This is a genomic window from Variovorax sp. ISS6 (assembly GCF_056523145.1).
On record NZ_JAWRZC010000002.1, the window covers coordinates 549,300 to 563,010 of the forward strand.

General features: G+C 69.4%; 13 protein-coding genes. 1 reads left to right on the forward strand and 12 read right to left on the reverse strand.

Annotated features, from left to right (window positions below; genetic code table 11):
- Positions 1 to 110: 110 nt before the first annotated feature.
- The 7 genes from AC1HIL_RS34170 to AC1HIL_RS34200 form a co-directional block, all read right to left on the reverse strand.
- A complete protein-coding gene (locus AC1HIL_RS34170; RefSeq protein WP_296742240.1) occupies positions 111 to 1,115 on the reverse strand; it encodes a Bug family tripartite tricarboxylate transporter substrate binding protein in 1,005 nt (334 codons plus the stop codon).
- 91 nt (positions 1,116 to 1,206) lie between these two features.
- On the reverse strand, positions 1,207 to 1,899 hold the full coding sequence (gene can, locus AC1HIL_RS34175) for a carbonate dehydratase (RefSeq protein WP_057590185.1): 693 nt from the start codon (positions 1,897 to 1,899) through the stop codon (positions 1,207 to 1,209).
- A 22-nt stretch (positions 1,900 to 1,921) separates the two neighbouring features.
- Entirely contained in the window at positions 1,922 to 2,527 is a 606-nt protein-coding gene (locus AC1HIL_RS34180) for a thiamine pyrophosphate-dependent enzyme (protein WP_296742234.1), read from the reverse strand.
- Positions 2,528 to 2,535: 8 nt separating this feature from the next.
- The gene (locus AC1HIL_RS34185; RefSeq protein ID WP_296742232.1) at positions 2,536 to 3,054 is read right to left on the reverse strand and encodes a thiamine pyrophosphate-binding protein; all 519 of its coding nucleotides are present in this window, start codon (positions 3,052 to 3,054) and stop codon (positions 2,536 to 2,538) included.
- A 45-nt stretch (positions 3,055 to 3,099) separates the two neighbouring features.
- On the reverse strand, positions 3,100 to 4,578 hold the full coding sequence (locus AC1HIL_RS34190) for an aldehyde dehydrogenase (RefSeq protein WP_479669015.1): 1,479 nt from the start codon (positions 4,576 to 4,578) through the stop codon (positions 3,100 to 3,102).
- Between the two features lie 117 nt (positions 4,579 to 4,695).
- Complete coding sequence (locus AC1HIL_RS34195; RefSeq protein WP_296736177.1) at positions 4,696 to 5,616, reverse strand: amino acid ABC transporter substrate-binding protein; 921 nt, start codon at positions 5,614 to 5,616, stop codon at positions 4,696 to 4,698.
- Between the two features lie 36 nt (positions 5,617 to 5,652).
- Positions 5,653 to 6,942: an aspartate aminotransferase type Ic gene (locus AC1HIL_RS34200; protein ID WP_413765251.1), complete on the reverse strand. Its 1,290-nt coding sequence runs from the start codon at positions 6,940 to 6,942 to the stop codon at positions 5,653 to 5,655.
- A gap of 252 nt (positions 6,943 to 7,194) precedes the next feature.
- On the opposite strand from AC1HIL_RS34200, the gene AC1HIL_RS34205 reads away from it, so the two are divergent.
- Entirely contained in the window at positions 7,195 to 8,037 is an 843-nt protein-coding gene (locus AC1HIL_RS34205; protein ID WP_422099309.1) for an HpcH/HpaI aldolase/citrate lyase family protein, read from the forward strand.
- Positions 8,038 to 8,087: 50 nt separating this feature from the next.
- On the opposite strand, the gene AC1HIL_RS34210 is transcribed toward AC1HIL_RS34205, so the two are convergent.
- From AC1HIL_RS34210 to AC1HIL_RS34230, 5 genes are read right to left on the reverse strand one after another with little or no spacing between them, the layout of a single operon-like run.
- Complete coding sequence (locus tag AC1HIL_RS34210; RefSeq protein WP_296736150.1) at positions 8,088 to 9,014, reverse strand: LysR family transcriptional regulator; 927 nt, start codon at positions 9,012 to 9,014, stop codon at positions 8,088 to 8,090.
- A gap of 46 nt (positions 9,015 to 9,060) precedes the next feature.
- Positions 9,061 to 10,437 (reverse strand): MmgE/PrpD family protein, encoded by a 1,377-nt coding sequence (locus AC1HIL_RS34215; protein WP_296736147.1) that lies wholly within the window; start codon positions 10,435 to 10,437, stop codon positions 9,061 to 9,063.
- Positions 10,438 to 10,450: 13 nt separating this feature from the next.
- Positions 10,451 to 11,647, reverse strand: a complete 1,197-nt coding sequence (locus tag AC1HIL_RS34220) for a CaiB/BaiF CoA transferase family protein (RefSeq protein WP_479669014.1) — start codon at positions 11,645 to 11,647, stop codon at positions 10,451 to 10,453.
- A gap of 5 nt (positions 11,648 to 11,652) precedes the next feature.
- Positions 11,653 to 12,816: an acyl-CoA dehydrogenase family protein gene (locus AC1HIL_RS34225; protein WP_296736141.1), complete on the reverse strand. Its 1,164-nt coding sequence runs from the start codon at positions 12,814 to 12,816 to the stop codon at positions 11,653 to 11,655.
- A 22-nt stretch (positions 12,817 to 12,838) separates the two neighbouring features.
- Complete coding sequence (locus AC1HIL_RS34230; protein WP_296736139.1) at positions 12,839 to 13,693, reverse strand: HTD2 family dehydratase; 855 nt, start codon at positions 13,691 to 13,693, stop codon at positions 12,839 to 12,841.
- Between the last annotated feature and the right edge of the window lie 18 nt (positions 13,694 to 13,711).

The window sequence follows — 13,711 nt, forward strand, 5'->3', positions numbered from 1 at the left end:
TCGAGCCGCCGTGGGCCGCCAGGTCGGCGCCGAGCACCTGGGTCGGCCCGAGCACGGACCGCAGATGGGCGATGAAGTCGACCGGGTTCATGCGGACTGCACCCAGCGCGTCACTCGGGCTTGATGCCGGCGGCCTTGATCAGCGGGCCCAGCCGGTCCATGTCCGCGCGCAGGGCACGCGAAAGCTGCTCGGGCGCGCCGCCGAGGATCAGCGCGCCATCGGCCTCGAGCTTGGCCTTCACGTCGGGCGTGCGCAGCGTCTCGTTGAGCTTGGCGTTCAGCACCGCGACGATCGCCGCCGGCGTTCCGGCCGGTGCCACGATGCCGTACCAGCTCACGAGCTCGAAGCCCGGGAAGCCGCTCTCCGCGATCGTCGGCACGCCCGGCAGCGCGGGCGAGCGCTGCGCCGAGGTGACGGCGATGCCGCGCACCTTGCCGCCTTCGATGAAGCCGCGCATCGTGACGCTGGTCCCGACCCAGGCGTCGAGCCGGCCGCCCAACATGTCGGGCATGCCCTGGGCGATGCCGCGGTAGGGAATCAGGTTGAACTTCGCGCCCGACTGCTTCTGCAGCAGCTCGGTCGCCAGCAGCGGGCTCACGGTCGGATAGCCGATGCTCACCGAGCCCGGGTCCTTCTTCGCCTTCGCGATGGCGGCCCCGAGATGGGCCGCGCCGCTGGCCGCGTCGACCGTGAACACATAGGGCGTGGAGGCGATCAGCCCGATCGGCTGGAAGTCCTTCACCGGGTCGAAGGGCAGCTTGTCGTAGAGCGACGGACTCAGCGCGATGTGATCGGTGAGCGTGAGGCCGAGCGTGTAGCCGTCGGCCCTGGACTTCGCCACCGCCTGCAGCGCGATGTTGCCGTTGGCGCCCGCGCGGTTGTCGATGATGACGCTGGTCTTGAGCAGCTCGCCGAGCGTGGGCGCCAACACGCGCGCCAGCTTGTCGCCGCCGCCGCCCGGCGGGAAGGGAACGATCAGGCGCACGGGCTTGTCGGGGTAGTCGGTGTCGGCGCGTGCCGGCAGGCCGAAGGTGGAGGCGAGCGCGAGGCCCAGGAGGCTCGCCGCGGCGAGGCCGCGGCGCTTCGTGTTCGGTGTGCGCTGGATGGGGTGCATGTGATGTCTCCGGTTGGTTGTTGTGTGGCAGGCGGCCGCGCCCCGGCCGCCGGCGGTCCGGCGGCAAGGTGTCCTCGCGGCAACAGAAAGATCAGCTCGTCTCGACGGCTGCTTCCGGCACGCGGGCCGGCGCCGTGTGGCGCGATCGGATCGACGCGATCGCGCACGCATGGAAGCGCTCGATGTCCTCGGGGCGCGCCACGGTCATCTCCAGGTCGTTGAGCCAGCCGTTGTGCAGCCCGTAAACCCAGCCATGCACCATCAGCGGCTGGCCGCGGCGCCAGGCGTCCTGGACCACGCCGGTGCGGCAGACGTTGAGCGTCTGCTCGACCACGTTGAGCTCGCACAGCGCGTCCAGCCGCCGTTCCTCGGGCACCTCGTCGAACCAGGCGGCATGCTTCTCGAGCACGTCGGCCACGTGGCGGATCCATGCGTCCGCGATGCCGATGCGCAGGCCCCGGAGCGCCGCGCCGACGCCGCCGCAGCCCGAGTGGCCCACCACGATCACGTGCTCGACCTTCAGCAGGTCGACCGCGTACTGCACGACCGCGAGGCAGTTGAGGTCCGAATGCGCCACCACGTTCGCGACGTTGCGGTGCACGAAGAGCTCACCGGGCCGCAGGCCCACGAGCTCGTTGGCGGGCACGCGGCTGTCGGCGCATCCGATCCACAGGTACTTGGGTGCCTGCTGGCGCAGCAGCGACGAGAAGAAGCCGGGTTCGCTCGTCTCGACCTCGCTCGCCCAGTCGCGGTTCTTCGCCAGCAGCTTGCTCAGCGCGTCCATGGTCTGCGCGGGGCCGCGGGCCTCAGACGTGCGCTTCGGCACCCAGCAGCGCGGTGCGAAAGCGGCTGCGCAGGAACGGGCCGTCGCGCGGCGGCAGCGCCGTCGGCGCGGGATCCGTCGTGACCTTGATGGTCGCGAGCACCGGGCCCTGGCCGTGGAGGATCCTGTCGACCGCCTCCTCGAGCTCCGCGGCCGTGCGCACCGTCAGCGCCTGCGGGAAGCCCGTGGCCTTGGCCACCTCGGTGATGTCGACGCCGCGGCCCGCATGGGCCGGCTGCATGCCGGTCTCCGCGTAGTGCTCGTTGTCGATCACGACGACCGTGAGGTTCTCGGTGCGGTCGACCGCGGCGGTCGCCAGCGAGCCCAGGCCCATCATCATCTCGCCGTCGCCAACGAACACGATGACGCGCTTCTTCGGCTGCGCGCGGGCCAGACCCAGGCCCACCATCACGGCGCCGCCCATCGCGCCCCAGAGGTAGAAGTTCTGCGGACCGTCGCCCGCGGCGGCCACGTCGAAGGTCGGGTTTCCCAGGCTGGTGATGGCCAGCGCCTCGCCCCGGTCGCGAAGGATGCGCGCCACCACTTCGCGGCGATTCAGGACGGCTTGGTTCTCTGCTGTGGATGACATGGCGATGCTCACTTGTTGAAATTCTTCGTGCCGATGACGCGCTGCCCGATCAGCACCGCGACGCTGCGCCCGGTCTGGTAGGCGAACTTCGCGCCGGCGAGCACGGTGGGCGGAACCTCCTCGGGCGAATCGGCGCGGTACACGTAGACGCCCGAGTCCTCGAGCACCGCCTGCGTCGACTTGCCCATCGCGACCTGCCAGGGGTTGAACTCGCCCCATTCGCCGCGCATCGTCACGACCATGAACAGCGGCATGCGCGTCTCGTGCTGCAGCGACAGCATGTTGATGCAGTTGCCGACGCCGCTGGACTGCAGCAGCAGCACGCCGCGGTCGCCACCGAGCCAGGCACCGCCCAGCATCGCGACGCCCTCCTCCTCGGTGGTGAGCGAGACCGCGTGGATCCCGGGGTCCGCCTCGCACATGCGGATCAGCTGGCTGTGGCCCGCGTCGGGGACGTAGGCGACCTGCCGGACGCCGAGGTTCTTGAAGCCTTCGAAGATTTGCTGAGGCCAATCGATGGTGGACATGGGAGTGAGTGGAGGTGGTGAATGATGGAAAGAAGGGATCGATGCTCAGCGCATGACGAAGGGATTGGCCGTCGCCGCGCCGGTGTTGATCCAGACGCTCTTGGTCTGCAGGTATTCGTTGATCGCGTCAATGCCGTTCTCGCGGCCCAGGCCCGAATCCTTGTAGCCGCCGAACGGCGACATGAAGCTCACGGCGCGGTAGGTGTTGATCCACACCATGCCGGCCTGCAACCGCTCGGACATCCGGAACGCACGGCCCATGTCGCGCGTCCACACGCCCGAGCCGAGCCCGAAGCGCACGTCGTTGGCGATGCGCACCGCGTCGTCCTCGTCCTTGAAGCGGATGATCGAGAGCACGGGGCCGAAGACCTCTTCCTGCGCGATGCGCATGCCGTTGTCGACGTCGCCGAAGATCGTCGGCTGCACGAACCAGCCGGTGCCGCAGGCCTCGCCGGTGGCGGGACCGCCGCCGAGCAGCAGCCGGGCACCCTCGTCCTTCGCGATCCGGATGTAGCTCAGCACCTTGTCGTACTGGGGTCGCGTGGTCACCGGGCCGACCTGGGTGTCCATCGACATCGGGTCGCCCATGCGCGCGGTGCGCGCCAGTGCAAGCAGGCGCTCGACCACCTCGTCGTACACCGCGTCCTGCACCAGCAGGCGCGAGCCCGCGATGCAGGTCTGGCCGGTGGCCGCGAAGATGCCCGAGACCGCGCCGTTCACGGCGTCGTCGAGGTTCGCGTCCGCGAAGACGATGTTGGGCGACTTGCCGCCGAGCTCCAGGCTCACGTGCTTGAACTGGCGCGCGGCCGCCTCGTTGATGGCGCGGCCGGTGGCGTCGGCGCCGGTGAAGGTGATCTTCGCGACCCGCGGATGCTCGACGAGCGTGGCGCCCACCTCGCGGCCGAAGCCCGTGACCACGTTGATCACGCCGGCGGGAAAGCCCGCCTCCTCGAACAGCCGGGCGAATTCCAGGCTCGATGCCGAGGTGAACTCCGAGGGCTTGATGACCACCGTGCAGCCCGCGGCGAGCGCGGGCGCGATCTTCCAAGTGGCCAGCAGCAGCGGCGAGTTCCAGGGCGTGATGGCGGCCACCACGCCGAGCGGCTCGCGGCGCGTGAAGTTGAAGTAGCCCGGCTTGTCGAGCGGCATCACGCGCCCTTCGACCTTGTCGGCCAGGCCGCCGAAGTAGTAGAACCACTGCGGGATGTAGTCGAGCTGCCCCAGCATCTCGGCCAGCAGCTTGCCGTTGTCGCGCACCTCGATCTCGGCCAGCCGGCGCGCATCGCGGGCGATCAGGTCGCCGACGCGGCGCAGCAGCGCACCGCGCTCGGTGGCCGTGAGCCTGGCCCAGGGGCCCTCGGTGAAGGCCCGGTGCGCCGCCTGCACGGCGGCGTCCACGTCGGCCGCGCTGCCCGAGGCGATCTCGGCCCAGGCCTCGCCGGTGTAGGGGTTGTGTGTTTCGAACCAGGTACCGCCGAGAGGGGCGGCTTCCTGTCCGTCGATCCAGTGTGAGTAGCGTTTCATATCGGTGGACGAAGCTTCCTACATCGATGCGCGCGGCGCCATTTGCGATTCGCAAACAGGCACTTCAGGAGTGATCAAGGCGGCGCGACGAACAGGGCATGGGACGGTTGCGCGGGCCTATTCCTTGGCCACGTAGGCTTCCGCCGGCTTGTCGCTCGGATTGGCCCAGGCGTTCTTCGTGGCTTCGCCCAGCGGCAGGTTGATGGTCACGCCCACGGGCGGGATCGGCTTCAGGAACCACTTGTCGTAGAGCCTGGCGAGCTCGCCCGACCTGGCCTGGGCCTTGATGCTCTCGTCCACCGCGGCCTTGAACGCGGGGTCGTCCTTGCGGATCATGATCGCGATGGGCTCGACGGCCAGCACGTCGGGCAGCAGCCTGAAGTCCTTCGGCGACTTCGACTTCGCCGCCAGCGAGGCCAGCACCGAGGCGTCGAGCACGAAGGCATCGGCGCGGTCGGATTCGAGCAGCAGGAAGCTGTCGGAATGGTCCTTACCGTAGACCTCGGAGAAGCTCAGGTTCTCGGCGCGCTTCTGCTTGCGCAGGGTCTGCAGCGGCGTGGTGCCGGTGGTGGTGACGACCGTCTTGCCCTTGAGGTCCGCGAGCGCATGGATGCTCGAATTCGCCTTCACGAGGATCTTGGTCTCCTCGATGTAGGTGGTCACGCCGAAGGCCACGTCCTTCTGCCGCGCGGCGTTGTTGGTGGTCGAGCCGCACTCGAGGTCGACGGTGCCGTTCTGCACCAGCGGAATGCGGTTCTGCGAGGTCACGGGCTGGTACTTGACCTCGAGCTTGCGGCCGAGCGACTTCTCGAGGTCCTTGATGATGTTGGCACAGACGTCGAAGTGAAAGCCCGTGTACTGGCCGTTGCCCAGCGTGTAGGCCAGGCCCGAGGACTCGCGCACGCCCTCGGTGATGGCGCCCGAGGCCTTGACCTTGGCGAGGGTGTCGTTGGCCTGCGCGAGCGCGCTGCCGGCGGTCAGCGCGGCCGATGCCGCCAACGCGGAGACGGCCAGGATCGATGCTTGTTTCTTCTTCATGCGGGAGCTCCAGCGGAGGATGGGAAAAAAGGGAGTTCAGGCAGCGCGCGCCGCCACCAGCTGTTCGGCGGCGGCCAGCCGCACGCACAGCGCGACCACTTCGGCGGCGCGGCCCAGCTGCTCGATCGACGGCGAGGACGGCGCGATGCGCAGCGTGCGGTCCAACGGATCGATGCCGCCCGGGAACGGCGCGCCGGCCGGCGTGAGCGTGACGCCCGCGCGGCCCGCGAGCTCGACCACGCGGCGGGCCGTGCCCGGCTGCACGTCGAGCGCGATGAAGTAGCCGCCGCGCGGGCGAGTCCATTGCGCGATGCCCAGCGGGCCCAGTTCGCGCTCGAACACATCCAGCACGCGGTCGAAGCGCGGCGCCAGCAGGGCGCGGTGGCGCAGCATCAGCATCTCGAGGCCCACGCGATCGCGCAGGAAGCGCACATGGCGCAGCTGGTTGAGCTTGTCGGGACCCACGCTGCGCACCGCCGCATGGCCGAGCCACCAGCGCAGGTTCTCGGGCGAGGCGCCGAACAGCGCGACGCCGGCACCGGCGAAGGTGATCTTCGAGGTGGAGGCGAACACCAGCGGCCGGTTCGCATGGCCGTGCGCCGCGCAGCGCTCGGCGATGTTCGCGATCTGCACCTCCTCCACGCCGAGGTGGTGCAGGCCGTAGGCGTTGTCCCAGAACAGGCGGAAGTCCGGCGCGGCCGTGGGCATGGACGCGAGCGCCTCGACGACCGCATCCGAATACACGGCGCCGGTCGGGTTGCTGTACTTGGGCACGCACCACATGCCGCGCACCGACGGGTCCCGCACATGGGCGCGCACCGCCTCCATGTCGGGCCCGTCGTCGTGCAGCGGCACCGGGATCAGGCGGATGCCGAAGGCCTCGCAGATCGCGAAGTGGCGGTCGTAGCCGGGCACCGGGCAGAGGAAGGCGACGCCCGAGGGCACGGCATGCCATGGCTCGCTGCCGCCGGGCACGCCGGCGCGCCAGGCGTGCGAGACGCAGTCGTACATCATCGACAGGCTCGAGTTGCCGCCGGCGACCACCTGCTCGGGCGGCACGCCGAGCATGAAGGCGAACAGCCGGCGCGCTTCGGGCAGGCCCTGCAGGCCCATGTAGTTGCGGCAGTCGGTGCCGTCCTCGGCGAGGAAGTCCTGCGTGCCGGGCAGCGCCAGCAGGCCCTCGGACAGCGCGACCTGTTCGGCCGACGGCACGCCGCGCGCCATGCTGAGCTTCAGCGGATTCGCGCAGAGCGCTTCATGGGCCTGCGCCCACTGTCGATGCAAGGTGTCGAGTGCCGCCGGTGAAGCGTGGATCAGTTCGTTCATGGGTCCGTGGTGTTGCGCACGGCGTTGCATGCCGGCGCGCGGAGCTTCCTGGATCCGTGCGCCGCGCGCTATTTGAGATTCGCAAACGGGCACTTCGCGAGCCCTCAAGGCAGGAGCGGTGCGGGGTCGATGTCGAACAGGGCCTGCTCATCCGGCCGGTGTTTGGCCACGCGAAATGGCGGCTTGTGGAAGCGCAAATTGCGCGGCCCGCGCGCGGTGGGCATTCTTCAGGGCGAACTCACTGGCGAAACCATGACACTGCCCCAACGCTCCTTCCTCTTCGTGCCCGCGAACCGTCCCGACCGCTTCGACAAGGCGCTGGCCTGCGGCGCCGATGCCGTCGTCATCGACCTCGAGGACGCGGTGCCTCCCGAGAACAAGACCGAGGCGCGCCATTCCGTGGCCGCCTGGCTGGCGGCCCACCATCGCGTGATCATCCGCATCAACGCGGCCGACACGCCCTGGTTCAAGGACGACCTGGCGCTGGCCCGGCTGCCCGGTGTCGCGGGCGTCATGCTGCCCAAGACGGAACGCATCGACGAGGTCTTCAGCGTGTCGTGCATCGGCGCGGGCACGGCGGTGTTTCCGATGATCGAGACCGCGGCCGGGCTCCACAACGTCCACACCATCGCGCGGGCGCAGGGCGTGCAGCGGCTGGTGTTCGGATCGATCGACTTCCAGCTCGACCTGGGCATCTCGGGCGACGAGCTCGAACTGCTGCCCTACCGCGCGCAGCTGGTGATGGCCTCGCGCCTGGCCCGGCTGGGCGCGCCGATCGACGGCGTCAGCACCTCCATCGACGACCAGGCCGCGCTCACGGCCGACACGCTGCGTTCGCGGCGGCTCGGCTTCGGCGCCAAGCTGTGCATCCATCCGAAGCAGGTGAGCGCGGTGAACGCGGCCTTCTGTGCCAGCGCCGAGGAACTCGCCTGGGCGCGCCGCGTGCTCGAGGCGGCCGCGCGTTCGGCGGGCGCCGCCGTCGCGGTGGACGGCAGGATGGTGGACCGCCCCGTCATGATGCGTGCCCAGGCGATCGTGCAGGAAGCAGGTGAACGTGCGTTGCGACTGGCCGGCGCGGCAGCGGCGCAGTCATGAACAAGACCGACCCGGTGCTTGCGCGCTGCTCAAGCCCGGGGGGCTGAAAATCAATCGGCCTCGCCGCCCGAGGACCGCGTGGCCGACAGCGCATCGGCCTTCAGCAGCTCGACCAGGTCGCGCGCGAAGCCCGGCAAGGCTTCGAGGCTGCGAAAGCAGATCTGCAGGTTGCGCAGCGCCCAGTCGTCCTCGAGCTGGACGACCTGGACGGCCATGTACTGCCGGTAACGCTCGGCCGAGGTGCCCGGCATGATGCTGATGCCGACGTTCGATTCGGTCATCTTGCAGCAGGCCTCGAAGTTGCCGACCTGGATGCGCGGCTTGAGCACGCGGTTCATGTCGCGGGCGATCTGGTTCAGGAACGAATGGATGGCCGTGCCCTCGTTGAGCACCACGTGCTCGTACTCGAGGGTCTCGGCGAAGGGCACCGGCGAGCGGACCGCGAGCGCATGGCCGTCGGGCACCACCAGCACCAGCCGGTCCTCGCGATAGGGCACGACCTCGAGCCCCTCGGTGCGCACGCGCCCCGAGACGATGCCGATGTCGGTGTGCCCGTCGGACACCGCGCGCACGATGTCGCCGCTGCCGCGCTCGCGCAGGTCGACGTTCACGTCGGGATGGGTGATGAGGTAACGGCTCATCACGGCCGGCAGGAAATCGGTGATGGCCGTCGTGCTCGCGAACACGCGCAGATGGCCCTTGATGCCGCTCGCGTACTCCTGCAGGTCGTTGCGCAGGTGCTCGAGCTGGCCGACCACCAGGCGCGCGTGATAGGCCAGCGCCTGACCCGGCGGCGAGAGGGTCACGCCCTGGCTGCTGCGGTACAGCAGCTTGGTGCCCACGCTTTCCTCGAGGTTCTTGACGCGGATGCTCGCCGCCGAGACCGACATGAACGTGGCCTCGGCGCCGCGCGTGAGGCTGTTGGCCTCGGCGATGGCCAGGAACAGCCGCAGGTCTACCAGATCGAAGTGGATCATCTTGCTTTCCGACTTTGCCGCTCGCCCGCCGCCCCGGCCCGCGAGCTCATCGGGAATCGACCGGCTCCAGCAGGATGCCGACGCGCGCCACCGACATCAGCGACCAGGCCCAGCCGATGACGCTCTGCATCTCGGCGGCCGTGGCGCCGTGGCGGTAGAGCGCCAGGCGCGTCGCCTTCTCTTCCAGTTCATGGCGCTCGAGGGTGTTGCCGGGATCGCCCTTGGGTTCGTCGACGCGGCCCTCGAGGCGGCGGCCGTCGATGGTATCAACATGCACCTTGCCGATCCATCGCGCCGGATAGGCCCGGTCCACCTCGGCATCGAGAACCATGCTCACCTTGTCGTGGAAGGCCGAGACCGCGGCGTCCTTGAAGTGCCCGTCGAATTCCGACAGGCCCGCGCGGCCATGCACAGCCACCAGGCCGAGCACGGTGCCCATCGAGAACTTCGACTGGTGCACGGTCTGCGGATCGGTGACCGGGCCGAGGACATCGATGGCCGCCTGGTGCACCTGCGCCGTCACCGCCTTCACGTCGCCGGCCGCGAGCTGGTGGCGCTGCAGGATCTGCTGCAGCGCATCGGCCGCGGGATGCGTGTGGCGACACGAAGCGTGGAACTTGAACGAGGTCTCGGCCAGCGCCCAGCGCGTGCCGAGGCCGTCCGTGAGCCGGGCCGGATCGGCATCGCTCGACATGCCCGCGGCCATGCCCTGCGCGCCGGTCAGGATGCGCCGCGCGCCCGTGAAGTCGTCCTTGGCCAGGTAGGCCGCCGTGAGGCCGGCGCCGGCCGCATGCGCCGTGTGCAGCTGCTTCGAATCGGCGGCGTCGCGCAGGAACTCCCACAGGCCCGAGGCCTGGGTGCCCGCGGAACCGATCGCATGCAGCATCTGGTCGGGCGTGAGCGCCAGCAGGTGGCCGGCCGTCACCGCGGCGGCCACGGCACCCGCGGTGCCGGTGGTGTGGAAGATCTTGTAGTGCGAGCGGCCCAGGAACTCGCCGACGCGGATGCCGACCTCGTAGCCGGCAACCGCCGCGGTCAGCAACTGCGCGCCGCTGAGGCCATGCGCCTGGGAGATCGCGAGCGCCACCGGGAACACCACGGCGGCCGGATGGAACACGGAGCCGTTGTGCACGTCGTCCTGCTCGGCGAAATGCGAAGCCGCAGCATTCGCCATCGCGGCCATCAGGGGGCTGGAACGCGTGCGGTGGATCAGGATCTCGCTGCGGCCGTCGCCCGCGCCCATGGCGGACGCGAAGCGCGTGATGCTCTCGACCGGGCGCGCGCCCTTGCCGGCCAGTGCCGAGCCGACCCAGTCGAGGAGCAGGTCCTCGGCGCGGCGCAGCACCGCCGGCGGAATGTCTTCGGCCTTCAGGTCGGCGGCAAAGCTGGCCAGGATGGACTCGGGGGTGCTCGAGGTGGTCATGTCGAATGTTCTTTCAGAGGATCTGGCTGTCGCGCAGGCGCGCGATCTCTTCGGGGCCATAGCCCAGCGCTTGCAGGATGGCGTCGGTGTGCTCGCCCAGCGCAGGAACCGGGTCCATGCGCGGCGCGAAGCGGTCGTTGTCGGCCGGCGGCTTCAGCGCCAAGATCGGCCCGACGGGCGAACCCACCTCGAGCCAGCGCTCGCGAGCGCGCAGCTGGGGATGGGCCCAGACGTCCGCGATGCCGTTGACGCTGGCGTTGCCGATGTTGGCGGCGTCGAGGCGCGCGATGCACTGGGCCGCCGTCAGCGGCTGCAGCAGCGACTCGATGCGCTGCTTGAGTTCCACCCGGTGGGCGCTGCGCTTGGCGTTGGCGTCGAAGCGTTCGTCGGTGGCCAGCTCCGGGTGCGCGAGCACCTGTTCGCAGAAGGCCTTCCACTCGCGCTCGTTCTGCAGGCCGAACAGCACGGTCTTGCCGTCGCCCGCCGTGAAGGGGCCGTAGGGATAGATGCTCGGATGGCTGGCGCCCGCGCGCGCGGCCTGCGCCTGGCCCTCGAAGCCGTAGTAGAGCGGGTTGCCCATCCATTCGGCGAGGCACTCGAGCATCGACACGTCGATGTGGCTGCCCTCGCCGGTGATGCCGCGCTGGATCAGTGCCGCCAGCACCGCGCTGTAGGCATACATGCCGGCGGCGATGTCGGCCACCGAGATGCCGGCGCGCGCCATCTCCTCGGGCGAGCCGGTCACCGACAGCAGGCCGGCCTCGGCCTGGATCAGCAGGTCGTAGGCCTTCTTGTCGCGGAACGGTCCCGCGCTGCCGTAGCCCGAGATGTCGCAGACGATCAGGCGCTTGTGCGTGGGGCGCAGCGCTTCCTCGGACAGGCCGAGCCGCGCCGCGGCGCCAGGCGCCAGGTTCTGCACCAGCACGTCGGCCTGGCCCAGCAGCCTGGCGAGCACCTGTCGCGCCTCGGGATGCTTGACGTCGAGGGTGATGCTTTCCTTGGACCGGTTGATCCAGACGAAATAGGAGGCCTCGCCGCGCACGCGCCGGTCGTAGGCGCGCGCGAAGTCGCCGACGCCCGGGCGCTCGATCTTGATGACCCGCGCACCCATGTCCGCGAGCTGGCGCGTGGCGAAGGGCGCCGCGACCGCGTGCTCGAGCGTGACGACGGTGATGCCTTCGAGCGGGCGCCTGCCGGAAGTTCGTGCCATGGCGCTCAGAAGGAACGCGGCAGGCCGAGCAGGTGCTCCGCGACGTACGCGTAGATCAGGTTGGTGGAGATCGGCGCGACCTGGTAGAGGCGCGTCTCGCGGAACTTGCGCTCGATGTCGTATTCGTTCGCGAAGCCGAAGCCGCCATGAAACTGCAGGCAGGTGTTGGCCGCTTCCCAGCTCGCCTTGGCCGCCAGGTACTTCGCCATGTTGGCCTGCGCGCCGCAGGGCTGGTGCGCATCGAACAGCTCGCAGGCCTTGAAGCGCATGAGGTTGGCGGCCTCGACCTCGATGTAGGCGTCGGCGATCGGGAACTGCACGCCCTGGTTCTGGCCGATCGGGCGGCCGAACACCACGCGCTCGTTGACATACTTGGTCACGCGGTCGATGAACCAGTAGCCGTCGCCGATGCACTCGGCCGCGATCAGCGTGCGCTCGGCATTCAGGCCGTCGAGGATGTACTTGAAGCCCTGGCCTTCCTCGCCGATCAGGTTCTCGGCCGGGATCTCGAGGTTCTCGAAGAACAGCTCGTTGGTCTCGTGGTTCACCATGTTCGGGATCGGCCGCACCGTCATCCCGCTCTTCTCGGCCGCGCGCAGGTCGACCAGGAAGATCGACATGCCCTCGGACTTCTTCCTGACCTCGGCCAGCGGCGTGGTGCGTGCCAGCAGGATCATCCAGTCGGAGTGCTGCACGCGCGAGATCCAGACCTTCTGGCCGTTGATGACGTAGCGGTCGCCCTTCTTCACGGCCGTGGTCTTGATCTTGGTGGTGTCGGTGCCGGTCGTGGGCTCGGTCACGCCCATCGACTGCAGGCGCCATTCGCCCGAGGCGATCTTGGGCAGGTAGAGCTGCTTCTGCTGCTCGGAGCCGTGGCGCAGCAGCGTGCCCATGTTGTACATCTGTCCGTGGCAGGCGCCGGAGTTGCCGCCCGAGCGGTTGATCTCCTCCATGATCACCGAGGCCTCGGTCAGGCCCAGGCCAGAGCCGCCGTACTCGGCGGGGATCAGCGCCGCGAGCCAGCCCGCCTTGGTCAGCGCATCGACGAAGGCCTCGGGATAGGCGCGCTGCTCGTCGATCTTGCGGTGGTATTCGTCGGGAAACTCGGCGCAGAGTGCGCGCACGGCATCGCGGATGTCTTGGTACTTGTCGACGGCGTTCTTCGTCATTGGATCGCTGCTTGCTTGCTGGTTAGAAAAAACTGGCGCGGGCTTCCATCGCCAGCGCGCCGTCATGGTTGCGTGCCCACAGTTTCTGCGAACCGTCGGCCTCGGCCTTGCCGCACAGCTCGAAGGCGGCGGTGTCGAACAGGGGATGCACGGCGCGGAAGGCGAAGCCGCGCACGCGGCGCCGCGGCAGCTGGCGGCTCGCGAGCCCCAACAGCAGCGTGGCCACCATCGGGCCGTGGACCACCAGGCCCGGATAGCCCTCCACCTCGGTGGCGTAGGGCCGGTCGTAGTGGATGCGGTGGCCGTTGAAGGTCAGCGCGGAATAGCGGAACAGCAGCACCGGATCGGGCACGACGGTCTCGCGGTAGTCCTCGTCCGTGGCCGCCTTTTTTTCCGCCGGGGCAGGCGCGCCCGCGACCGGCATGCCGCGGTAGACGATGTCCTGCTGCTCGGTGATGGCGATGCCCCTCGCATTCGAGATCTCGTGGCGCACCTTGACGAAGACCAGCGGCCCGCTCTTGCCGTCCTTGGCATCCACGTCGAGGATGCGCGACTGGCGCACGATCTCGTCGCCCACCTGCAGCGGATGGTGGAACTGCAGCTCGCCGCCGGCCCACATGCGGCGCGGCAGTGCGATCGGCGGCAGGAAGCCGCCGCGCAGCGGATGGCCGTCGGCGCCGATCTGGTCCTGGCGCGCCAGCGGGATGAAATGCAGCCAGTGCCACAGCGGGGGCACGTCGCTGCCCAGGTTGAAGGCGAGGTCGTCCCGGTTGAACGTGGCGGCCAGCGCCGACAGGGGCGCAGCGCCCACGTCGTCGCCCCTGCGCTCGGTGCGGCCGATCCAGGTCCGGAGATCGACGGAGGTCTCGGTGGTCATGACCGCAGCATTGCCCGA

Bases quoted from the DNA above. Each gene is read 5' to 3' on its own strand.
- AC1HIL_RS34170 (WP_296742240.1), bottom strand. From the start codon at position 1,115: ATGCACCCCATCCAGCGCACACCGAACACGAAGCGCCGCGGCCTCGCC.
- can (WP_057590185.1), bottom strand. From the start codon at position 1,899: ATGGACGCGCTGAGCAAGCTGCTGGCGAAGAACCGCGACTGGGCGAGC.
- AC1HIL_RS34180 (WP_296742234.1), bottom strand. From the start codon at position 2,527: ATGTCATCCACAGCAGAGAACCAAGCCGTCCTGAATCGCCGCGAAGTG.
- AC1HIL_RS34185 (WP_296742232.1), bottom strand. From the start codon at position 3,054: ATGTCCACCATCGATTGGCCTCAGCAAATCTTCGAAGGCTTCAAGAAC.
- AC1HIL_RS34190 (WP_479669015.1), bottom strand. From the start codon at position 4,578: ATGAAACGCTACTCACACTGGATCGACGGACAGGAAGCCGCCCCTCTC.
- AC1HIL_RS34195 (WP_296736177.1), bottom strand. From the start codon at position 5,616: ATGAAGAAGAAACAAGCATCGATCCTGGCCGTCTCCGCGTTGGCGGCA.
- AC1HIL_RS34200 (WP_413765251.1), bottom strand. From the start codon at position 6,942: ATGAACGAACTGATCCACGCTTCACCGGCGGCACTCGACACCTTGCAT.
- AC1HIL_RS34205 (WP_422099309.1), top strand. From the start codon at position 7,195: ATGACACTGCCCCAACGCTCCTTCCTCTTCGTGCCCGCGAACCGTCCC.
- AC1HIL_RS34210 (WP_296736150.1), bottom strand. From the start codon at position 9,014: ATGATCCACTTCGATCTGGTAGACCTGCGGCTGTTCCTGGCCATCGCC.
- AC1HIL_RS34215 (WP_296736147.1), bottom strand. From the start codon at position 10,437: ATGACCACCTCGAGCACCCCCGAGTCCATCCTGGCCAGCTTTGCCGCC.
- AC1HIL_RS34220 (WP_479669014.1), bottom strand. From the start codon at position 11,647: ATGGCACGAACTTCCGGCAGGCGCCCGCTCGAAGGCATCACCGTCGTC.
- AC1HIL_RS34225 (WP_296736141.1), bottom strand. From the start codon at position 12,816: ATGACGAAGAACGCCGTCGACAAGTACCAAGACATCCGCGATGCCGTG.
- AC1HIL_RS34230 (WP_296736139.1), bottom strand. From the start codon at position 13,693: ATGACCACCGAGACCTCCGTCGATCTCCGGACCTGGATCGGCCGCACC.